The 21883-nt window shown below is 63.3% G+C and carries 23 protein-coding genes; 6 read left to right on the top strand and 17 right to left on the bottom strand.

Annotated features, from left to right (window positions below; translation table 11 throughout):
• Window positions 1–63: 63 nt before the first annotated feature.
• Together AC1Z32_RS01290 and AC1Z32_RS01285 are read right to left on the bottom strand one after the other, a co-directional pair.
• Complete coding sequence (locus AC1Z32_RS01290) at window positions 64–1269, bottom strand: amino acid aminotransferase (protein ID WP_483476903.1); 1206 nt, start codon at window positions 1267–1269, stop codon at window positions 64–66.
• An 11-nt stretch (window positions 1270–1280) separates the two neighbouring features.
• A complete protein-coding gene (locus tag AC1Z32_RS01285; RefSeq protein ID WP_483476902.1) occupies window positions 1281–2663 on the bottom strand; it encodes an amino acid permease in 1383 nt (460 codons plus the stop codon).
• 178 nt (window positions 2664–2841) lie between these two features.
• On the opposite strand from AC1Z32_RS01285, the gene AC1Z32_RS01280 reads away from it, so the two are divergent.
• Window positions 2842–3315, top strand: coding sequence for an Lrp/AsnC family transcriptional regulator (locus AC1Z32_RS01280; protein ID WP_483476901.1), 474 nt, complete (start codon window positions 2842–2844; stop codon window positions 3313–3315).
• Between the two features lie 22 nt (window positions 3316–3337).
• Here AC1Z32_RS01280 and AC1Z32_RS01275 read toward each other — a convergent pair whose 3' ends face one another.
• The 4 genes from AC1Z32_RS01275 to AC1Z32_RS01260 are packed head-to-tail and all read right to left on the bottom strand — an operon-like array spanning window position 3338 to window position 7171.
• Entirely contained in the window at window positions 3338–4138 is an 801-nt protein-coding gene (locus tag AC1Z32_RS01275) for an ATP-binding cassette domain-containing protein (protein ID WP_483478176.1), read from the bottom strand.
• A gap of 5 nt (window positions 4139–4143) precedes the next feature.
• Window positions 4144–4926, bottom strand: a complete 783-nt coding sequence (gene ssuC, locus AC1Z32_RS01270) for an aliphatic sulfonate ABC transporter permease SsuC (RefSeq protein WP_483476900.1) — start codon at window positions 4924–4926, stop codon at window positions 4144–4146.
• Entirely contained in the window at window positions 4923–6071 is a 1149-nt protein-coding gene (gene ssuD, locus AC1Z32_RS01265; protein ID WP_483476899.1) for an FMNH2-dependent alkanesulfonate monooxygenase, read from the bottom strand. The genes ssuC and ssuD overlap by 4 nt, the downstream gene beginning before the upstream one ends.
• Window positions 6072–6124: 53 nt before the next feature.
• Window positions 6125–7171, bottom strand: coding sequence for a sulfonate ABC transporter substrate-binding protein (locus AC1Z32_RS01260; RefSeq protein WP_483476898.1), 1047 nt, complete (start codon window positions 7169–7171; stop codon window positions 6125–6127).
• A gap of 290 nt (window positions 7172–7461) precedes the next feature.
• On the opposite strand from AC1Z32_RS01260, the gene AC1Z32_RS01255 reads away from it, so the two are divergent.
• Together AC1Z32_RS01255 and AC1Z32_RS01250 are read left to right on the top strand one after the other, a co-directional pair.
• On the top strand, window positions 7462–7614 hold the full coding sequence (locus AC1Z32_RS01255) for a hypothetical protein (protein WP_483476897.1): 153 nt from the start codon (window positions 7462–7464) through the stop codon (window positions 7612–7614).
• Between the two features lie 303 nt (window positions 7615–7917).
• Window positions 7918–8103 carry a hypothetical protein gene (locus AC1Z32_RS01250; RefSeq protein WP_483476896.1) on the top strand — a complete coding sequence of 62 codons (186 nt, stop codon included), beginning with the start codon at window positions 7918–7920 and terminating at the stop codon, window positions 8101–8103.
• A gap of 68 nt (window positions 8104–8171) precedes the next feature.
• Here the strand turns inward: AC1Z32_RS01250 and hmpA are convergent, their stop codons facing one another.
• From hmpA to AC1Z32_RS01220, 6 genes are all read right to left on the bottom strand, one after another.
• Window positions 8172–9386 carry an NO-inducible flavohemoprotein gene (gene hmpA / locus AC1Z32_RS01245; RefSeq protein WP_483476895.1) on the bottom strand — a complete coding sequence of 405 codons (1215 nt, stop codon included), beginning with the start codon at window positions 9384–9386 and terminating at the stop codon, window positions 8172–8174.
• 203 nt (window positions 9387–9589) lie between these two features.
• Window positions 9590–9784, bottom strand: coding sequence for a hypothetical protein (locus tag AC1Z32_RS01240; protein ID WP_062610422.1), 195 nt, complete (start codon window positions 9782–9784; stop codon window positions 9590–9592).
• 286 nt (window positions 9785–10070) lie between these two features.
• The gene (locus tag AC1Z32_RS01235) at window positions 10071–10238 is read right to left on the bottom strand and encodes a hypothetical protein (RefSeq protein WP_483476894.1); all 168 of its coding nucleotides are present in this window, start codon (window positions 10236–10238) and stop codon (window positions 10071–10073) included.
• A gap of 86 nt (window positions 10239–10324) precedes the next feature.
• Window positions 10325–10765, bottom strand: a complete 441-nt coding sequence (locus AC1Z32_RS01230; protein WP_483476893.1) for a hypothetical protein — start codon at window positions 10763–10765, stop codon at window positions 10325–10327.
• A gap of 37 nt (window positions 10766–10802) precedes the next feature.
• Window positions 10803–11498, bottom strand: a complete 696-nt coding sequence (locus AC1Z32_RS01225; protein WP_483476892.1) for a CBS domain-containing protein — start codon at window positions 11496–11498, stop codon at window positions 10803–10805.
• Between the two features lie 156 nt (window positions 11499–11654).
• Window positions 11655–12833 carry a porin gene (locus AC1Z32_RS01220; RefSeq protein WP_483476891.1) on the bottom strand — a complete coding sequence of 393 codons (1179 nt, stop codon included), beginning with the start codon at window positions 12831–12833 and terminating at the stop codon, window positions 11655–11657.
• Between the two features lie 240 nt (window positions 12834–13073).
• Between AC1Z32_RS01220 and AC1Z32_RS01215 the strand changes: the two genes are divergently transcribed.
• Window positions 13074–13673 carry a hemerythrin domain-containing protein gene (locus AC1Z32_RS01215; RefSeq protein ID WP_483476890.1) on the top strand — a complete coding sequence of 200 codons (600 nt, stop codon included), beginning with the start codon at window positions 13074–13076 and terminating at the stop codon, window positions 13671–13673.
• Window positions 13674–13737: 64 nt separating this feature from the next.
• On the opposite strand, the gene AC1Z32_RS01210 is transcribed toward AC1Z32_RS01215, so the two are convergent.
• Complete coding sequence (locus AC1Z32_RS01210; RefSeq protein WP_483478175.1) at window positions 13738–14430, bottom strand: CBS domain-containing protein; 693 nt, start codon at window positions 14428–14430, stop codon at window positions 13738–13740.
• A 326-nt stretch (window positions 14431–14756) separates the two neighbouring features.
• On the opposite strand from AC1Z32_RS01210, the gene AC1Z32_RS01205 reads away from it, so the two are divergent.
• A complete protein-coding gene (locus AC1Z32_RS01205; protein WP_483476889.1) occupies window positions 14757–16547 on the top strand; it encodes an acyl-CoA dehydrogenase in 1791 nt (596 codons plus the stop codon).
• Window positions 16548–16648: 101 nt separating this feature from the next.
• Here the strand turns inward: AC1Z32_RS01205 and phaZ are convergent, their stop codons facing one another.
• From phaZ to AC1Z32_RS01185, 4 genes are all read right to left on the bottom strand, one after another.
• A complete protein-coding gene (gene phaZ, locus AC1Z32_RS01200; protein ID WP_483476888.1) occupies window positions 16649–17455 on the bottom strand; it encodes a poly(3-hydroxyalkanoate) depolymerase in 807 nt (268 codons plus the stop codon).
• A gap of 143 nt (window positions 17456–17598) precedes the next feature.
• Entirely contained in the window at window positions 17599–19290 is a 1692-nt protein-coding gene (locus tag AC1Z32_RS01195; RefSeq protein WP_483478174.1) for an alpha/beta fold hydrolase, read from the bottom strand.
• A gap of 47 nt (window positions 19291–19337) precedes the next feature.
• Complete coding sequence (locus tag AC1Z32_RS01190) at window positions 19338–19802, bottom strand: MaoC family dehydratase (protein WP_483476887.1); 465 nt, start codon at window positions 19800–19802, stop codon at window positions 19338–19340.
• Between the two features lie 287 nt (window positions 19803–20089).
• A complete protein-coding gene (locus AC1Z32_RS01185; protein ID WP_483476886.1) occupies window positions 20090–20836 on the bottom strand; it encodes a hypothetical protein in 747 nt (248 codons plus the stop codon).
• A 203-nt stretch (window positions 20837–21039) separates the two neighbouring features.
• On the opposite strand from AC1Z32_RS01185, the gene AC1Z32_RS01180 reads away from it, so the two are divergent.
• Window positions 21040–21867 carry a MetQ/NlpA family lipoprotein gene (locus AC1Z32_RS01180; RefSeq protein WP_483476885.1) on the top strand — a complete coding sequence of 276 codons (828 nt, stop codon included), beginning with the start codon at window positions 21040–21042 and terminating at the stop codon, window positions 21865–21867.
• Window positions 21868–21883: the final 16 nt, after the last annotated feature.

The following is a 21883-nucleotide window of genomic DNA, read 5'->3' as shown; positions in this document are numbered from 1 at the left end:
CCTCCTTCATGAACGATGAATGCAGTCTGCCCGCGCAGAATGAGCCGGAAATGAGCGGCTTCGTCAGACGATTTCTGCCGCCAGCACTTCACCGATGGCCGTCGCGGCTGCTTCTACATTGCGCTCGTTCAACGCCGCGACGCACATGCGGCCCGAGCGGATCAGATAGACGCCGTGCCGTTCGCGCAGCATATCGACCTGTGCAGCGGAAAGACCCGTGTAGGTGAACATGCCGCGCTGGTCCAGATAACGCGCGAGCATCGCGTCCGGCACATTGCCGCGCAGGCGCGCGTGGATTTCGCCACGCATGCGCGCGATGCGCGTGCACATCGATGCAAGCTCGTCTTCCCATGCCTGCCGCAGCGCGGGCGTCGCGAGCACGCGCGCGACGATCTTCGCGCCGTGCGTCGGCGGGTTGCTGTAGTTCGCGCGCACGGCGCCCGTCAACTGACCGAGCACGCGCGCCGCCGAATCCGCCGACTCGCAGATCACCGAAAGCGCGCCGCAACGCTCGCCATACAGCGAGAAGTTCTTCGAGAACGAATTGGCCACGAACGCGGGCACGTTCTGGCGGACCAGCTCGCGAATCGCGAAGGCGTCGGCATCGAGTCCCGCGCCGAAGCCCTGGTACGCCATGTCGATGAACGGCAGCAGTCCGCGCGCCTTGATCGCTTCGATCAGCTTCACCCATTGCGCATCGTTCAGATCGACGCCCGTCGGGTTGTGGCAGCACGCGTGCAGCAGCACGACGCTGCGCGCGGGCAGATCCCGGATGGCCGAAAGCATCGCATCGAACTTCAGGCCGCCGGTCGCTTCGTCGTAGTACGGATACGTGCCGACGATGAAGCCCGCGCGCTCGAAGATGAAGCGATGGTTATCCCACGTCGGATCGCTCACCCAGACTTGCGAGTCCGGGAAATAGCGCTTGATGAAGTCCGCGCCCACTTTCAGCGCACCCGATCCACCCAGCGTTTGCACGGTCGCGATGCGGCCTTCGGCGCGCGCGGGCGAATCGTCGCCGAAGACGAGCGATTGCACGGCATCGCGGTATTGCGCGAAACCGGCCATCGGCAGATATGGCTTCGCGGCGGGTTCCGAAAGCAGTTGCGCCTCGGCCTCGCGCACGGCGCGCATCACCGGAATGCGGCCTTCGTTGTCGTAGTAGATCCCGATGCTCAGGTTGACCTTGTCATCGCGCGGGTCCTTCGCGAAATCTTCGTTCAGCGAGAGGATCGGATCGCCAGGATAGGCATCGATGTGTTCGAACATGAGAGTCTCCTTTAACGCGACGCCACGCGCGATGGCAACGCTGCACTCGCGCGCCGGTTGCGAACGATGTAACCCACGCCGAGAACGGCGAGCCACACCGGGATCAGATAGACCGAGAGGCGCAGATCGGGAATCAGGCACATCACGACCAGAATGCCCGCGAGAAACACGAGACACAGATAGTTGGTGAGCGGATAGCCGAAGCTCTTGAACGCGGTGGTTTCGCCGGCGCGCGCTTTCGCGCGGCGGAATTGCAGATGGATGAGGCTGATCATCGCCCAGTTGATGATGAGCGCCGACACGACGAGACCCATCAGCAATTCGAACGCCTTGCCCGGCATCAGATAGTTGATCAGCACGCACGCCGCCGTGGCGATGGCCGAGACGCCGAGCGCGATCAGCGGAATGCCGCGCTTGTTGACCGTCAACAGCGCGCGCGGCGCATTGCCCTGCTGGGCGAGACCGTAGAGCATGCGGCTGTTGCAGTACACGCCGCTGTTATAGACCGAGAGCGCCGCCGTGAGCACCACCGCATTGAGCACGTGCGCGATGAAGTTGCTGTTCATCGCGTGGAAGATCAGCACGAACGGGCTGCCGCCGGTGACGACCTTCTCCCACGGATACAGCGAAAGCAGCACGCCGAGCGCGCCCACGTAGAAGATCAGAATGCGATAGATCACCTGATTGGTCGCGCGCGGAATCGTGTGCGAAGGATCATCCGCTTCGGCCGCCGTGATGCCCACGAGTTCGAGCCCGCCGAACGAGAACATGATGACGGCCATCGCCATCACGAGACCCGAGACGCCGTTCGGGAAGAAGCCGCCATGACGCCACAGGTTCGTCACGCTCGCTTCCGGCCCGGCATTGCCCGAGAAGAGCAGATAGCCGCCGAAGCCGATCATGCCGACGATCGCCACGACCTTCACGATCGCGAACCAGAACTCCAGCTCGCCGTACGACTTCACGCTCGTGAGATTGATCGCGTTGATGAGGCCGAAGCAGACGAGCGCGGAAACCCATGTGGGAATGCCCGGCCACCAGTACTGCACGTAGATGCCCACGGCCGAAAGCTCGGCCATCGACACGAGAATGTAGAGCACCCAGTAATTCCAGCCCGACAGGAAGCCCGCGTATCGCCCGCAGTATTTGTCCGCGAAGTGGCTGAACGAACCCGCGACGGGCTCGTCGACGACCATCTCGCCCAGTTGCCGCATGATGAAAAAGGCGACGATGCCCGCGATCGCATAACCCAGCAGCACCGATGGCCCCGCCGATTTGATCGTCTGGGCGATGCCGAGAAACAGCCCTGTCCCGATCGCGCCGCCCAGCGCGATCAGCTGTATGTGACGGTTCTTCAGGCCGCGTTTTAGCGTGCCGTGTCCCTCATGTGCCACGTGTCTCTCTCCTTGTGTGCTGCGGTGGATTCCGGACGCCTCGAACCGCGTGCGTCCCCGCTCGATTTAGGGGAATCAGTGTAAATTTGTTGCCGCACAATATGATTTCCTAAGATGCGCAGACAAACCCTAGTTTGCGGATCTGGATTTCCTGAATACGGGCTTCGGAGAAATTAAATTGCAGACTATCGAGATCGATCGTATCGACCTGCGTTTGCTCGGGATTCTGCAGTCCCGTGGACGCATTTCCAATCTCGAACTGGCGGAGGCGATCAATCTGTCGCCGGCACAGACGCTGCGGCGTCATCGGCGGCTGGAGGAGCTGGGCGTGATCAAGGGCTACGAGACGCGGCTCGACGCGCAGGTGCTAGGCTTCGGCGTCGTCGCCTTCATTCAGGTCACGATGGAGCGCGGCCACGTGCGCGACTTGGCGAAGTTCAAGGGCGTCGTCGGCAAGCTCGCGGAGATACAGGAGTGCTTCGCCGTCACCGGCGATATCGATTACATGCTGAAGGTGATCGCGCGGGATCTCAAAGGCTTGTCGGAGTTTCTGCTCGATACGCTGATGCGCATTCCCGGCGTGAGCGGTGTGAAATCGAGCGTCTGTCTCGATGAGCTCAAGTGTGTGAGCGCGGTGCCGCTGGAGGCATAGCCTTTTGTTGGGAAACGCCCGGTCAGGCGCGCCGAAGCACGCGTGAAAGCACTTGCTCTTCCAGTTCCGCGAAGCCCGGCGCCGTGCGCGTGCGCGGCCTTTGCAACGAGACATCGGTATCGAGCGTGATACGCCCCGCTTCGATCAGCACGACGCGATCGCCGAGCGACACCGCTTCCTGCACGTCATGCGTGACGAGCAGCGCGGTGAACTTGTGTTCGCGCCACAGGCGTTCGATCAAACCCTGCATCTCGATGCGCGTCAACGCGTCGAGCGCGCCGAGCGGTTCGTCGAGCAGCAGCAGATCCGGCCGATGCACGAGCGCCCGTGCCAGCGCCACACGCTGACGCTGCCCGCCCGACAGACGCGACGGCCAGTCCTTCTCGCGCTCGGCGAGACCCACTTCGGCGAGCGTCGCGCGGGCTTCGTCGCGCCTGGCTCGCGGCAGGCCGATCATCACATTGTCGAGCACGCTCTTCCACGGCAACAGGCGCGCGTCCTGAAACATGATGCGGATCTGCAGTTCGTTCGATGTCGCGGCGGCGTTGCGCTGCACGACGCCGCCCGTCGGCTGATCGAGACCGGCGATGAGCCGCAGCAGGGTCGACTTGCCGCAGCCGCTGCGTCCGACGATCGACACGAAGCTGCCGCGCTCGATCGAGAAGTCGAGCTGATCGAGCACCTTGCGCTCGCCGAAGCGCTTCTCCACGCCGCGCAGCGATACGGCGAGATCGCGCCCCGCGAACGGCGCGCGCGCGATCGGCTGCGTGCGTGGCAAGGTCTGCGTGAAGCTGTCGGCATTGGCGGACAGCGTCGAATTCATCACGGTCATGATTGCGCCTTCGTTTGATACGCCGGATGCCAGCGCAAGGTCGCGTGCTCGATCGCGCGCGCGGCCATGTCGGCGAGCTTGCCGAGCAGCGCATACAGCAGGATGCCGACCACCACGACATCGGTTTGCAGGAACTCGCGCGCGTTCATCGTCATATAGCCGATGCCCGACTGCGCGGAGATCGTCTCGGCGACGATCAGCATCACCCACATCAGCCCGAACGCGAAACGCACGCCGACGAGAATCGACGGCAACGCGCCCGGCAGAATCACATGCCGGTACAGCGCGAAGCCGGTGAGGCCGTAGCTCCTCGCCATCTCGATCAGATCGCGATCCACCGAGCGTATGCCGTGATACGTGTTGACGTAGACCGGAAAGAACACGCCCAGCGCGACGAGCACGAGCTTCGCTTCCTCGCCGATGCCGAACCACAGGATCAGGAGCGGGATCATCGCGAGCGCGGGGATGTTGCGGATCATCTGCACGGTCGAATCGAGCGCGACTTCGGCGGGCCTGAAGAGACCCGTCGCGAGACCCAGCACGAAGCCGATGCCGCCGCCCATCGCGAAGCCCGCGAGCGCGCGGCCCGCGCTGACCTTCACGTTGGCCCACAGATCGCCCGATTCGATCAGCGACCACGCCGCCTTCACGACCGCGAGCGGCTCGGGCAGCACGCGCGATGAAAGTCCGCCGGTGCGCGCGGCCGCTTCCCACGCGGCCAGAATCATCAACGGCACGAGCCACGGCAACGCGCGGCGAGCGATGGCTTCCAGCTTCATGATGCCGATGCGCGCGGCAGTTCCGAGGTGCCGATAACTTCGCCGAACGGCCCGGACAACGGCCCGGCCGGCTGCTCGCGCTGCTGACGCGGCAGCAGCGGAAACACCAGCTCGGCGAAGCGATACGACTCTTCCAGATGCGGATAGCCGGAGAGAATGAAGGTCTCGATACCCAGCTCGGCATATTGCTTCATCAGGCCGGCGACCTGCTCCGGATTGCCGACGAGCGCGGTGCCCGCGCCGCCGCGCACGAGCCCGACGCCCGCCCACAGATGCGGATACACCTCCAGCTTGTCGCGCCTGCCGCCGTGCAACGCGGCCATGCGGCGCTGGCCTTCCGAATCCATCTTCGCGAAGGAGGCCTGCGCGCGGCGAATGGTTTCATCGTCGAGCTTGCCGATGAGCTTGTCGGCGTCGGCCCATGCTTCCTGCTCGGTCTCGCGCACGATCACATGCAGGCGGATGCCGAATTTGATCGTGCGGCCTTCGTCGGCGGCGCGGCGGCGGATGTCGGCCAGTTTCCTTTCGACGTCCTCGGGCGGCTCGCCCCACGTGAGATACGTGTCGATGTGCTTCGCCGCGATCTCGTGCGCCGCCGCCGACGAGCCGCCGAACCACAGCGGCGGATGCTTCTTCTGCACCGGCGGATACAGCACCTTGCCGCCCTGCGATTGCAGATGCTTGCCGTCGAAATCGAAGCTGCCGTTTTCGTGCGACTGTTCGAGCAGGCCGCGCCAGATGGTGAGGAACTCGTCAGTGATCTCGTAGCGCGTATCGTGATCGTGGAAAACGCCGTCGCCGGCGAGCTCGTTCGGATCGCCGCCCGTCACCACATTGATGAGCAGACGCCCGTTCGAGAGACGATCGAACGTCGATGCCATGCGCGCCGAGAGACCCGGCGAGCTCAGCCCCGGACGGATCGCGACGAGAAACTTGAGGCGCTTCGTCGCGGGAATGAGGCTCGACGCGACGACCCAGGCGTCCTCGCAGGAACGGCCCGTGGGCAGCAGCACGCCTTCGTAGCCGAGCGTATCGGCGGCCACCGCGATCTGGCGGAAGTAGTCGTAATTCGCGGCGCGCGCGCCCTGCGATGTGCCGAGATAGCGACTGTCGCCGTGTGTGGGAATGAACCAGAAAACATTCATCGCGGAATCTGCCTTGTCAATTCGTCGTGTAAGGGATGAGTGGCGCGAAAAGCTCAGGCGACGTTCCAGCGCGCCTCGGTCACATCGAGCTTCTTCGGGATGAGCTTGAGCTCGGTGAATGCATCGGCGATCTGTTGCTGGTAGGCGAGCGTGGCGGGGTCGATCGGCTGCACGCCATAGGACGTGCGCCTCAAGGCCGTTTCGAGAATGCCCGTGTCGAGCCCGACCAGCGGCGACAACTGCGCGGCAACCGTCGGCACGTTGTCACGCGCCCAGCGATCGACCTGATCGAGCTCTTCGAGCACCGCATGCACCAGTTGCGGCTGCGCGGTCGCGACCTTGCGCGTCGCGAGGTAATACTGCACGTTGCGCACGATGCCGCTCGCGTCGATGAGCTGCCGCGCGCCCGCCTGCTTTTCGACGGCGGCGAGATACGGGTCCCAGATGACCCATGCATCGACGCTGCCTTGCACGAAGGCGGCGCGCGCATCGGCGGGCGCGAGATAGACCGGTTGAATGTCGGACCACGCGAGCTTCGACTTCTTGAGCGCCTCGACGAGCAGATAATGCACGTTCGATCCCTTGTTCAGCGCAATCTTCTTGCCGCGCAAGTCGGCGACTGAACGAATGCTCGAATCCTTGGGCACGACGATGGCTTCCGCATGCGGCGCGGGCGGCTCGTGAGCGATATACACGAAGTCGACGCCCGCCGCCTGCGCGAAGATCGGCGGCGTCTCGCCGACCGTGCCGATATCCACCGCGCCCGCGTTGAGCCCTTCGAGCAATTGCGGCCCGGCGGGGAATTCGAGCCATTGCACGGTGACGCCCTGTGCGGCGAGACGTTTGTCGAGCGTGCCGCGCGCCTTCAACACGACGAAGTTGCCGTACTTCTGATAGCCGATGCGCAAGGACTTCGGCGCATCGGCCGCGTGCGCGCCGTGTGAAGCGAATCCGCCCGAAAGCCCTGCACCGAGCGCGGCGAGCATGAAGAGCGTGCGGCGGCGCGCGGGGACGAAGGATGCTTTCTTGCGGTCGGACATGCGTGTTTCCTCGTTGAGCGAAGACATCGTCGCCGATGTCGATGCTGGCGATGTTAGCAACGCGTGTCTTGCGGGTTAAACGAGGAATCGTGCTAAGCAAATGAATTGCGCGCTCGGATGGAAAGGAGGAAAGGCGCATACCCGTGCAACACCGGGTAGGAGGCGGTTGCCTATCCGATAAGAAGCGCTAAAGATATATCGATTCGTGTTGATCGCTTCATCAGCGATGATGCCATTTCCTATTCGACACCCACTCAAGCCAAAACGGCCAACGGCTTTTCGCGAGGCCATACAGCGTCGGTTCATAAGCGAATTCATCAACTTCAGCCCCTTCCTCCACCGTCGCTGTCATGAACAAAATTTCGCGCATCGATCTGCAAAAATCACTCAATCCGCTCGCTGGGGGCGCATCCAAGAACGTGGATTCGATCAACCAATCTAATATCGAAGGCAATAACGTCGTCGCTATTCCTGGCGTCTTGGGTGCCAGTATCGGTGGGTAATTAGTATTACCAGGCAGACGTTCTATCGTGCCCTTTCATCAGGGCACGATTCCCGCCACCTTAAACCGGACGCCCCTGATCCTTCCGACCGGGAACCCTCAGCTTCCAACACACATAGCTCGCACCCAAGTCGGCGATCAGCATCCCCCATGCAAGTTCGATCACCACACTGCTTCTTCTGTTTAGTTGTTGTGCGACTTGACGCACCTCGTGACCGTTGGCTGCTGCGTATCAAGCAGCAGTCAAGAGACCGGACAGGCGCACGCAAATTATGGCGAGCACGGATACCAAGATAGGCGCTTCATGACGACCATGCGCGCGCTCGATCATCAATTGATGCCGGAGATTCTGCCGAACGAATTGCAGGCGCCGTTGCCAGGGCATCTCGTCGCCGCTCAAAACACCGCGCATGCGCAATATCTCGAGTACGTCCAGTTGATCAACAGCGGATGGAATTTCGAATTCCCGTTCAAGATCGGGGATATCTGAACATCTCGAAGCGTAGCCGGGCCGCTCGACGGCCCGGCTTTTTTGCGCATTCATCCACACGCAGGCCATTATTCGGCGAACAGATCCGGACCGAAAACCTCGTAGTGAATCCGCGCTTCAGGAATGTCCAGCGCCTTCAACGCATCGTGCTGAATCCGCATGAACGGAATGGGACCGCAGATGTAATAGTCCGCATCCGGCTGCAGAATAAGGTCTTTCAGTTCATTGAGATCGATGAAGCCCTTGCGGTCGTAATCCGTGCCCTGCACATCGGTGGGCAACGGGTCATCGTAGTAGATGACCGCCTTGAAGTTCGCATACGTCGCCGCGGTCTGCCGGAGCCGGTCGCGCATCGCGTGCACCGCGCTGTTGCGCGCTCCATGCACGAAGACGACCTGCCGCTGAGGGTTCTGTATCGCGCGCTTGAGCATGCTCACCATCGGCGTGAGGCCGACGCCGCCGCTGATCAGCACGATCGGCGTCGTCGCGTTCACGTCGATATAGAACGTGCCGAACGGCGCGGCGAGATCGAGTTCATCGCCCACGCCGACATGCTCATGCAGCAGCGATGACACATAGCCGGGCCGCCGCGTCGCGTCCCCATCCTCGCGCTTGACCGAGATGCGATAGCTGCGGCCATTGGGCATATCCGAAAGGCTGTACTGACGGATCTGCTGCAGATTCAATGCCGGCACCTTCACCGCGACGCTGACGAACTGGCCGGGCTCGAAATTCATGACGGGCTGGCCGTCCACCGGTTCGAGCACGAATGACGTGATCACGCTGCTTTCAGGGCGCTTCTCCTTCACGACGAAACGCCGCCAGCCGTTCCATCCACCGAGCTGCGCTGCCGATTTTTCGCGCAACTCGCTTTCCAGGCCCATCAGCACGTCGGCGAGATTGCCGTAGGCCTGAGCCCAAGCCGCGATGATCTCTTCGGTGGCCGCGTCTCCGAGGACGTCCTTGATCGCGGCCAGAAGCTGCTCGCCGACGACCGGATAATGTTCCGCGCGCACGTCGAGACTCGCATGCTTGTGCGCGATGTTTCTCAGCACCGCCGCAAGGCTTTCCGGGTTCTCGATGTTCTCCGCATAGGCATAGACCGCCCGCGCGAGCGCCTGTTGCTGCTGGCCCTGCTCCTGATGCGCCATGTTGAAGACGTTCTTCAACTCGGGATGAGCCTGAAACAGCCTCTCATAGAAACGCTGAATGATGGGATAGCCGTGCTCGGCCAGCACGGGCGCAGTGGCTTTGACGATATCCTTCGTTTTCTGCGTAAGCATGTTGGCGCTCCTCTGTCCAGGAAGACATGATCTGCGGATGGCCAAAAGGTAGCCGGGCGCAACGGTGCGGGACCATGGGCGAGGTTCGCGCAGCCATCTTCGGAGCGAAGGGTGCGCGCAATCAGCATGCCGTCATCGTCATGCGATAGCTGGCCTTGCAGCGTCGTTACGTGCTGCGGCGGGCTAAATGCCCTCGCGATGGCTCAATGCACGCGGCGCACCGCGCGAAGCAATGAATCGCCGTCTTCCGTGATGCGCGGCAGTGTGGCGCCGCTCACGAGCTGCTCCATTGCGACCAGCTGGCGCTCGAGCAGCGTGTCGAGTTCGTGCCGGTCGACGATCTGATCGGCGGCATCCTTGACGAGCATGAGTGTGGCAAATTCGTGGGCGCTGAGCATACCTGTCTCCCGATCGTTCGAATAGATGGTATAGGTCTGCGCCGGCTGCGGACCGCGTGAATCGTGGCGATCGGCTTCAGCACTCGCACTTCAGGACGCATGACCCGGGGGTACCTCTGGCCGCGATTAGCAGCGGGAACTGATATTAGGACGGGCTCGTGATTTGGAGCAATTCGGGTCGTCCCGTATATTGGGAGGTTGAAAGCTTAAAACCGGGTTGCGGTTCGCGGCCCAGGATCTTCGCTTCCCGGGCACGCGTCATACGAGGCGTGAAGCCGTGTTATTGCTAGTGCCACTTCGCGCTTTTATGGCGATTGCGGCCGATCACATCCCACAGCTTTTTCGCCTGCTTCTGCGCCGACTTCGCATGTTCCTCGTGATGAGGCTCTGCTTCATCCGCATGAACGCTCGTGGCGCCCCGCTTCGGTCGCTTGAACAACTCGGCGAATCTCATCGCAACCTCCTTTTACGGCAAGGATGCCGCAAAAACAGTTTACTCCGACCGCGGCATAGCGACGTTCCGCGCGGGTTCGCATCGCCCTATTTCGCGGGAGCGGGCGCAGGCGAGGACGCGGGAGCGGGAGCAGACGTGGACGCGGACGCGGACGCGCCGCAACGCATGGCCGATCCGCTGGCGCCATCGACGTTCTTCAGCGAAACGAGCAGTCTGCTCCCGGTGTTGGCCGTGATGATGTGCCCGTAGCTGACCGTCGGGATGAACTTGATATCCGGCGCGACCGCCACGGGCGGGGTTTGCGCGCCATCGACGGTCAGGTCGAGCTCGACGGTGATCGAATCGATCTTGACGCCATAGTCCTGCTTGTGTTCGGCCTGAGCCTTCTTGAAATTGCACAGTCCGTCCAGGACATTCTGCAGCGCCGTGGGTATGTCGACCGACTTGCCCGGCGGAATGGGCGGCGTATTGCAGCCGGCGAGGAAGAGCATTGACGCAAGGACAGGCAGCGAGACATAGGCGCGCATCGGGTTCCTCCCGGCCGTTGGCGAACGATTGTCGGTGCTAGCCCAGCGACGGATCCGACGGCGGACGTCCGAAGTGCGTGACGACGTCCTTGACGCCCGCGACATTCTCGGCCGTGACGCGAATCGCATTGCCTTCCTCCGCGCCGACAACAGGCCCCCACAGATGCACCGTCCCGTTCTCGACGATGACGTTCTCGCGCGCCATCGCCCACGGCTGGCCTGCCATGGCGGCAAGAACGTCTTCGCGGATCGCGTGATCGCCGTTCTCCGCCACGGCGGGCACCTCGGGCGCCATCGTCACGAGCGCGCGGATCAGGTTGGCGCGGCTCACGACGCCGACCACCTTGCCGTCGCGCATGACCGGCACGCGCTTGATATGGCGGCGATCCAGCAGCTCGGCGATATCCCCGACCGGGCATGACTCGGTGATGGTCGTGACGTCGGTGGTCATCACATCCCTGACCTTCCTCGCATGCTCTTTCACGTACTGCGTCGCCAGCTCGCTCGTCGACGCGACCAGTTCGAGCCACCACGCGCGCTGCTTCACGCCGGTCCCGATCTCCGCGCGATGCATCAGATCGCCCTCCGTGATCATGCCGAGCAGCTTGCCGGACTCGTCGACGACGGGCATCCCGCTGATGCCGGCGAACACCATCGTCCCCGCGGCCTGCCGCACGGACATGTCCGGACTGGCGGTGATGATCGAAGTCGTCATGATGTCAGAAGCTCGCACGTTCATCTCCTTCAAGAAAAACCGCACCGTCGTGTGACGGTCGTTGGGCCGCGGGTTCGCGTGCGGCCTTCGCCAATGTCCCGGCGGGCCGGCGCCGTCGCTTGATCCAGATCAAGCCCGACTCGATGTCCCGGCCGTCCTGTTTCCGCGGGCGCTTCAGAAGCGATGTCTCATGCCGACCGTCGCCTGAATCTGATCGGTCGTCGAAGCCGGAGCGCTCACGCCATTGATCCAGGCCACGTTCAAAGGCGTAGTACCGCTCGGACTCACCCGCTGCCATACGCTTTGAATATAGAAATCGGTGCGGCGTGACAAGCGGTAATCGGCCATCGCGCTCAACTGGTTCCAATGGGGAAAGCCGCCGCCTCCGCTTCCGCCGGCACGCGAATAGGTGTAAGCGCCCGAAAGCTGGACCGCCGGCGTCAGCGCATAGCGGAAGTTACCCTCGAAGTTCTGGAAATGCGTGCTCAACGAGGTCTGGAAAAATTGCTCGAGGCTGCTCTGCGAATACACGAAGCCCGCCACGGCCGGGCCGAACGTGTAGTTCACGCCGAGGCCCAACGTCTTCTGACGGCCTGCCAGAACGCCCACCGGGACCTGGCTCGGCGTCAGCGCGCCCTGAACGGATGCGCCGGTCGTATCGGTGACTGCGCCGTTCGCATTCAGTTGTGCCGGCGTGCGCGCGGCGCTGTTGAGCTGGAGATAACCCGCGCCGAAGTTCCACGCTCCCCACACATACGACAAACCAAAGCTATAGGCGCGATTGTTCGTGAAACCGCCCGCCTGATTCGAAAAGCCATACAACGCACCGACCTTGAACCCGGCGAAAACCGGGCTCACGTATTTCACGGAATTATTGATCTGGAACGAGTCGTTCAGATTGTCGATGTCGAACGGATGCGCGAAGTGCGTGCCGCCGTACTCCGTGCCGGCCAATGAAAGCGGCGCGACGAAGTCGACCATGCCGTCGGTTTGACGACCCAGCGTGAGCGCGCCGTAATCCCGGCTCGACACGCCGACATAAGCCTGCCGGTTGAAGATCCGGTTGTTCGACGAATACTGTCCGTCGTTCACGTTGAAGCCGTTCTCCAGGACGAACACGGCCTTCAGCCCCGCGCCCAGGTCTTCCGCTCCGCGCAGACCCCATCGGCTGTACTGAACCGCGCCGCTCGTCATTCCCCAACTGCTGTGGCCGCTCCCCGCTTCGGTGATCTGGTTGTTCGTGTACGTCACGCCCGCGTCGATCAAACCATAGAGCGAGACGCTGCTTTGCGCATGCGCCGCGCCGGCCAGCACGATCGTCGCCGCGGCACCGGTTATAAGCAACTTGTTCATTTGCCTGCTCCAGTCAACACCGAGAGAAACAATTCCCCTGGATTGCTTCGAATACAGACGTCGATTCACGGAACGGCGCGATGCTTCCCACTCACTTTATGCGACCGCGACATGAAACGGCAACCTCGAAATGGTCGATCGGCGCATGGCGAGATCGCATTCACGCTGGCTGATCCAGATCAATCGCCTGGCCGCGGCGCGGTGGAAGAATTGGGGCGATCGCTGCCATCGGGAGCCGCCATGAACGAAACCACGGAACGCGCCGCCCTCCACGTCATTCGTCTGGATCACAAGCGCCTTGCCTCCGTCACGACGGCCATGCTCGATTTCGTCCGCATACTCGGCGAAGGCGGGCCCGCGCCCGATCCCATCGTGCTGCGCGCCATGCTCTACTACATCCGCGAATATCCCGAGCAATTCCATCACCCGATGGAAGACCGCTTCCTCTTCGCCGCGCTGCGAAACCGCACCGACGAGTTCGACGACGTACTCGACGCGCTGCATCGCGAGCACATCGAAGGCGAAGCGCGCCTGCGCGATCTGGAGCACGCGCTCACACGCTTCGAGCTGAAGGGCACGGCGGCCCTGTCCGGGCTTCGTACGCTGATGGAGCGGTACGTCGATTTTTGCACGCATCACAGGCGCGTCGAGGAGACGGTGATTCTCCCGGCCGCGCAGCGCTTTCTCTCGGACGCCGACTGGACGCGTTTCGACGCTGCGGTCGAAAACCGCTCGGACCCGTTCCGCGAGGCGACCTTCGAGGGCGAGAGTCTGGAGAGTCTGTATCGCCTGATCGCCAATGCGGTGCCGGCCGTCGCCGAAAGCCATCAGGATGCTTGAGCGCCTCGCGCGGCGGCAGCCTTCGGTGAGCACCGCCGCTGCGAGGCGCAATCCCCGGCCCGGTTCAAAGTCCGGGCATGACCGGGTAAGGAATCGTGTGATCTTCGACCGACTTCACGCCCGGAATGCTCTCCGCCGCGATGCGCATGGCGTCGAGTTGATCGCTCGACCACACCAGGCCCCACAGATGCACGACGCCGTCGCGCACGACGATATTGCGTCCCGGGAACGCCCAGCCGCGTCCCGCCAGCTCGCCCATGAGCATCGCGCGGATTTCGGCATCGTTCGCCGACGCGCTCGGGGCATGCTTCTCGAGGAGCGCCGTGGCCAGCGCCTGCACGAGATTCGCGCGGCTCACGATGCCGACGAGGCGTCCGTCGCGCAGCACGGGCACGCGCTTGATGTGATGGCTTTCGAGAATCGAGGCGATATCGGCGAGCGTGGCCGTCTCATCGACGCAGATCGGATCGCGGGTCATGATCTCCCCGACGGTGCGCGCGTGCGACTTGATGTAGTCGGCCGCGCCGTTGTCGGAAAGCACGCCGAGCCACCACGAATGGCGCGTCTTTCTTTCCGTATCGATCTCGTCGCGATGGAGCAGGTCGCCTTCGCTGACCACGCCGATGACATGCTTGTCCTGATCGACGACAGGCGCCGCGCTGATCCTATGCTGCATCAGCAGCACCGCCAGATCGCGAACCGTTGTCTCGGGGGTCACGGAAACTACGGAAGTGGTCATTACATCGCGTGCTTGCATCATGATCTCCAGGCGGTTGAATCATCGGTATTCGGGCGCACTGCCCTGCGGCGCAACCGCAGAAGCCGTGGCCTCGCGCGTGTCCAAGATACCTTTTGCGCCCCGCGCGCCGTTGATTTGCATCAACAAGGCTCGATGTCTTCGGCGCAGCTCGCGCACGAACCCTCCCGCCGCGGGAGGTGCGTCCCGCAAGGGCTCCGCCCTATGATCGGGTTCGAGACGCTCCGAATGGGGAAACAACGCTTCATCGGAGTACGGCGCGCGCACCGGCAAGCCCTCTCGACGGCTGCCACGGCGCGCACACCTTATTCATCCGGAGAGACAAATTGAGCTATACCGCGCCGCTGAAGGACATGTTGTTCGTGATCGATGAACTCGCCGGCATCGCCGAAGTTTCCGCGTTGCCGGGTTTCGAGGACGCCACGCTCGAAACCGCCCAGGCCGTCCTCGACGAGGCCGCGAAGTTCAACGGCGAAATTCTGGCCCCGCTCAACGCGCAGGGCGATCAGCATCCGAGCGAGTGGCACGACGGCGAAGTCACCACGACGCCGGGTTTCAAGGAAGCGTTTCGCCAGTACGGCGAAGGCGGCTGGCAAGGCGTCGTGCATCCGGCCGAGTTCGGCGGGCAGGAACTGCCGAAGCTCATCGCGACGCCGTGCATCGAGATGCTGAACGCGGCGAACATGTCGTTCGCGCTCTGCCCGCTCCTGACCGACGGCGCGATCGAAGCGCTCCTGACCGCCGGTTCCGACGAACTGAAGCAGCGTTACCTGCCGAAGCTCATCTCCGGGCAATGGACCGGCACGATGAACCTCACTGAGCCGCAGGCCGGTTCCGATCTCGCGCTGGTGCGCTCGCGCGCGGAGCCGCAGGGCGACGGCACCTACAAGGTGTTCGGCACGAAGATCTTCATCACCTACGGCGAGCACGACATGGCGGAGAATATCGTCCATCTCGTGCTGGCGCGCACGCCGGGCGCACCCGAGGGCGTGAAAGGCATCTCGCTCTTTCTCGTGCCGAAGTTCATGGTGAACGAAAACGGCTCGCTCGGCGCGCGCAACGACGTGCATTGCGTATCCATCGAGCACAAGCTCGGCATCAAGGCGAGCCCGACGGCCGTGCTGCAATACGGCGATCACGGTGGCGCAACCGGCTATCTGATCGGCGAGGAAAATCGCGGCGTCGAATACATGTTCATCATGATGAACGCGGCGCGCTTCGCGGTCGGCGTGCAGGGCATCGCGGTGTCGGACCGCGCCTATCAGCAGGCGGCCGCCTATGCGAAGGATCGCGTGCAGAGCCGTCCCGTCGATGGTTCCGCGAAAGGGTCCGTCGCCATCATTCAGCACCCGGACGTGCGCCGCATGCTCGCGACGATGCGCGCGCTGACCGAAGGCGCCCGCGCGCTCGCCTATGTCGCGGCGGCGCATTCGGACATCGCGCATCGCGCGGCCGACGCCGAAACGCGCGCGCATCATGCGGCCATCTACGAATACCTCGTGCCGGTCGTGAAGGGCTGGAGCACGGAGATGTCGATCGATGTCACGAGCCTCGGCGTGCAGGTGCACGGCGGCATGGGCTTCATCGAGGAGACGGGCGCGGCGCAGCACTACCGCGATGCGCGCATCCTGACGATCTACGAAGGCACGACCGCGATCCAGGCCAACGATCTGATCGGCCGCAAGACGCTCCGCGATGGCGGCGCGGCCGCCCGCGCGATTCTCGCCGAGATCGACGCCACGCTCGCCGCGCTCGAACAGCATGACGGCGCCGCCTTCGCTGCGATGCATCGACGCCTCTCGGCGGGACGCGCCGCGCTCGCGAACACCGTCGAATTCATGCTGCAAAACGCGAAGGCGGACCCGAAAGCCGTGTTCGCGGGCGGCGTCGCTTATCTGAAGCTCGCGGGCATCGTGCTGTCTGGCTGGCAAATGGCGCGCGCGCTGATCGTGGCGCACACGAAGCGCGCCGACGATCCCGCGTTCTACGGCGCGAAGATCGCGACCGCGCATTTCTTCGCCGATCACGTGCTGCCGCAGGCCGTCGCGCTGGAGGCGTCGATCGTCAGCGCGAAGAGCGATCAGGGCGTGCTCGCGCTCGACGAGGATCAGTTCTGAGGAATCGGGATATGGTGAGCTGAGTTGCGGCCGGCTCCCGTGCGTGTTCATCTCGAACACGGCGGGAGCCGGTTTTTTTGCGTCCGCTTTTTTGGTCCGAACTACGCGCCGCGCAGGAAGTCGCGCACCAGCGGACCTACTTCGCTCGTTCGTGTGATCAGGAAGAGATGGCCGTCTTCGATGACGTGAAGCGTCGCCTGACGGATGCGGCCCGCAAGAATTCTCGCGTTGACGAGCGGGACGATGGGATCATCGTCGCCGTGCATGACGAGGGTTGGCTGACGCAGCGAGCCGAGCCACAGCAGGCTGCTCCATCCGCACGTGGCCAGCAGTTGATAAAGATAGCCACGGCCACCCGGCGCCTGAATATGACGGCCATGCTCTTCGAGCAGGTCAGGATCGTTCCGGTACGCGCCGCCATAGATTTCCGCGCCCACTTCCCGCAGATAATCCGGGTCCCGATAGCGGCGCGCGCCAACCAGCTTCGACAGCACGGAGAGCCGGCCCGGCACCATGATGACGCCCGGCGACGTCGCGGCCAGCACCAGCCGCCGGCATCGATACGGATACAGATACGCGAACTGCTGCGCGAGCGCGCCGCCCCATGAAACGCCGAGCACGTCCACCGGTCCCGCGTAGCCGAGCTTCGCGAGCAGCTTGTCGGTCAGCACCGCCAGCGTGGAGAAGCGATACGGCACGAGCGGCGCGGGCGATCCGCCGACGCCGGGAATATCGAAGATCACGACTTCCACGTCACCGAGCGCGTCGGCGAATGGCTGAACCAGTTCGAGATTGGCGCCGATGCCGTTGAAGATGACGAGCGGCGGCGAAGCATCGCTGCCTCGCCATATGCCGACGCGAAGCAGCTGGCCGTCCATGGCGACGGTCTGTATATCCAATGTGCGCATCGTTTTCATCGTTCTTGTCCCATGTAAATGTCGATGGAACGCCGCGCCGGGCGGGCGGCAACTCGCATGCTCGCGAGGCCGCGTCGCCCGTCATGTTGCGGCGTCGCGCTGAACTCATCGCACTGAGGAAACGCCGCTGCGGCTCAGGCCTCGAGGACGTAGGTTCCCGGCGCATCGGCCAATGGTTTGTGCCGCTTGCTGCCGAGCGCCTTGGGCGCGGCGCGCAATTCGCCCGAGCGTTCGGCGAGCCACGCGCGCCAGTCGTTCCACCATGAACCCGCTTCGGGTTTCGCGTCGGAGAGCCATGCCTCGGCGTCTTCCGGCAGTTCCGCGTTCTGGAAAAACTGCGCCTTTGCATTGCCCGGCGGATTGATCAGGCTCTGGATATGGCCGCTCGAACTGAGCACATATCGCGTCTTGCCGCCGAATGCGCGCGCGGTGTTGTAGACGCCTTTCCACGGCGTGATGTGATCGGTCATGCCCGCCATCACGTAGGTATCGCACGTGACCTTTGACAAATCGACCGGCGTGCCGAGAACATTCAGCGCTCCGGGCTTGCTGAACAGATTGCCTGTGAAGATGTCGAGCAACTGGCCGTGCAGCTTCGCGGGCAGGCGCGTCGTGTCGTTGTTCCAGTAGAGAATGTCGAAGGCCGGAGGCGCCTCGCCCATCAGATAGTTGTTGACCCAGAAGCTCCACACGAGATCGTTGGGCCGCATCCAGGCGAACACGCGCCCCATCTCGTCGCCTGCCAGCACGCCCTTGGCGTTGCTGTTCCGCTTGGCCATTTCGATCGCCTCGGGCGTCGTGAAAAGCCCGAGCTGCGAAGGCGACGTATTGTCGAGCACCGCCACCATCAGCGTGGCCGCGTTGACGGTCTTCTCGCCACGGCTCGCCAGATGGCCGAGCAGCGCCGAGATCGTCATTGCGCCGGAGCACGCGCCGTGCAGGTTCACGTCCTCGCTGCCGGTGATGTCGCGCACTGCCTCGATAGCTTCGATCAGCGCGGCGACATAGGTGTCCATATCCCAGTCACGCTGTGCCTTGGTCGGATTGCGCCAGCTCACCGCGAACACCTGGAACTCGCTCTTCACCAGATACTCGACGATGCTCTTGTTCGGCGAAAGATCGAAGATATAGTACTTGTTGACCTGCGGCGGCACGATCAATTGCGGGCGCGCGTGAACCTTCGGCGTCGCCGGTGCGTACTGGATGAGTTCGAGCACCTCGTTGCGAAACACGACCGCGCCCGGCGACGTGCCGAGATTGCCGCCAACACGAAACGCGCGCTTGTCGACCTGCGAGGGCATGCCCTTGTTGCCGAGCGAATCCGTCAGCAGATTTTTCATGCCGGCAACGGCGCTCGCGCCGCGCGTCTTCACGAGCTTCCTCAATGCGGCCGGATTGCCGGCGAGCGTGTTGGTCGGCGCGAGCGCATCCGTCATGAGCGACATCACGAACTGTGCGCGTTCCTTGCTCCTGTCGTCGAGCGCCGAGTGTTCGACGAATCCGGCGAGCGCGTTGCGCCAGGCCAGATAGCCGTGCAGCGTCGTGCGATAGAGCGGCTGATCGCGCCATGCCTCGTCGGCGAAGCGTTTGTCGCCTTTCTGCGGCGACGGTGCGTCCTTGCCGCTGATCGCCGACGTCAGATCGCGCGCGAGCGCCGCGGTCTGCTTCAGCACCAGCGTGGGATGCAGCATCGCCTGCGCGCCGATCTGTCCGGCAGCGGCGAGCATATCGATGGGGCGCAGCCCGACGAACGGATTAGGTCCGAGCATGCCGTCGGTTGCGCTGACCGTGATGTCGTCTTTCTCGCTGCTCATGTTCGCTGCCATCTCCTTCTCCTTGTACTCCATGTTCGACTTCTCCGTCCGCATGATCGTCACACCATGATCATCGCGAGCGTTTGCGCGATCAGCGCGGGCCTCTCTTCGCCTTCGACCTGCAGTTCGTTGTCCGTCTTGACGAGGATGCGGCCGCCGCTCTTCCTCTCGACGGACGTCAGCACGACGCGGCTTCGCACGCGCGCGCCGGATCTCACGGGCGTCATGAAGCGCACTTTGTCGAGGCCGTAATTCAGGCCGGCGGACGCATCCGACGGGATGAGGCCCACTTCGATCGCGAGCGTCGCCAGCAGCGAAAGGGTCAGATAACCATGCGCGATCGTGCCGCCGAATGGGCTTTCACGCTTCGCGCGCTCCTCGTTCAAGTGAATCCATTGCGTGTCGCCGGTGCACTGCGCGAAGGCGTCGATGCGCGCCTGATCCACAATCACCCATTCCGACACGCCCAATTCCTGCCCGACGAACTCGTCGATCGTCGCGACGCTGTATCCGATGATGCTCATACTCTTGCGTTCCGTAGCAGCGATCAGGCGAACGATTCGCGCAACCGCTTCGTGTTCAATGAGCCGACGCTCGCGATGGCGAGCCGGTCGACGATCCTCACGCTCCGCCGCACGGCATACGAGTGCGGCAGCGCATGAAGTCCCGCAGAGAGAATACGGAAGGGGGGCGGTTTAAGCCCCTCTCGCGACGGGAGGGGCGATGACGGACGGGCGCGGGAGGGGGAGATGGCGGGTTACGGCGGGCATGCGCCGGACCGCGCCTTTAGACTGGATCGTGCGGGCGCGGCTTATTTCGAGGCGGCGACGACGAACGCATCCGAACGGTCGGGCAGCGTCAAAGCCGCCACGACCTGGTTTTTGCTGAAGAACACGACGCCAGTCAGCGTCGCGCCCGGGTAGATGCACGGTGCCGGCCCGAAGGTGACCGCGGCATCGAGCACATCCTTGTTTCCGTGAGGGCTTGCCGTTCCGCTGAACGTGCAGCCGCTCAGCCCCGCGCCCTTGATGGCGCCATCCTGACCGATGGCGAAGGTCGCAGCCTCCCCGCCCTTCGTCGATCCGGCCGAGCCCGAGTAGGTCCCGGCAATCGTCGACAGCGAGATCGCCTGCTCGTAGGCGCCGTCGTAGAGCACGTTGAACTTGATGCTGTTCTGCTTTGCCGCGCTCGTGTAGATCACGCCCTGGAGGCTGTTCTTCTCGTTGTAACCCGAGAGAACGGGTGTATCGCTCGCGCCTTTGCCGCTGATATCGAACGTGCGCGCGTCGTCGGATTGAAACGTCCCGTGGGATGCGGAAGCCGTGCCCTGCACTAGCCCCAATGCGTTGGTGTTCGTGTTGGCATACACGAAATAGAACGCACCCGTGTCGAGGACAGCCCCGCCTACTGCGTTGCTGTTCGCATCGGTTCCCGCATAAAGGCCCTGAGCGGCGTTTGCAACGGGCGCCGGCGGCGTGGCCGGATTGCTGTCCGATCCGCCTCCGCCGCATCCGGCCATGACGATCGAAAGTGCAGATATGGCGACTACGAGTTTCATGTTGATGTTATGCCTTGCGCGCGCCGCAAGAAGATAAAAGGTTTTTCAGATCCGGTTCCCATTCGGGTTCGGCCGTATGTCGCATTAACGGCACTGCGTGACGGAACTTGAGCGCGAGCATATCGATAGCGCTCGATATTATTTGTCGCGCCGCATCCGCGCCTCTAGCATCACATCTCCTTTAACCGACGACGTCCGCATTCATGAAGATCTCTACGCCATTCAAATCCGCGCTTCTCTCGGTTCTGCTCGCATGGGGCGCGGCAAGTCTGCAACCGGTGCAGGCGGCAGGCCAGACGGTTCGCGTCGGCATCATGTCCGGCGAGGACGAGGATGTCTGGCACGCGGTCGCGGCCAACGCGGCCAGGCACGGCATCACCGTCAAGGTCACGACCTTCGCCGACTACACGCAGCCGAACGAGGCGCTCGCGCAACACGATCTCGACGCCAACTCGTTTCAGCACAAGCCCTATCTCGACGCGCAGATCCAGGCGCGCCATTACGACATCGTGCCCGTGGGCTTCACGTATGTGCAGCCTATCGGCCTCTATTCGCGCAAGGTCAAATCGGTCGCCGAGCTGCCGCAGAACGCCGCGATCGGCGTGCCCAACGATCCGAGCAACGAAGGCCGCGCGCTGCTGCTGTTGCAGGCCAACGGCGTGATCAAGCTGCGCGAAGGCGTCGGCCTGCTGCCGACCGCGCGCGACATCGCCGACAACCCGAAACACGTGCAGATCAAGGAGCTCGATGCGGGCATCGTCGGGCGCGCGATCGGCGATCTCGATGCGGCTGTCGTCAACACCGACTGGGCGATCAAGGCGGGGATCAAGATTCCTCAGGAACGCATCGCGCAGGAGAAGGTGCCGGGCAATCCGTATCGCAACTTCATCGCCGTCAATGCGAAGGATGCGCAGGCGCCGTGGGTGAAGACGCTCGTCGACAGCTATCAGCAGGCGAACGTCGCATCGGCGATTCTTTCCGTTTATCACGGCGCGACGCTGCCGGCCTGGGAAGGCGCGCCGCAACACTGACCGTGCGCGCTCACTG

The organism is Caballeronia sp. 11_S32, from assembly GCF_056930355.1.
Note: the sequence above shows the minus strand (reverse complement) of the source record. Positions and strands in the feature narration are given on the sequence as shown.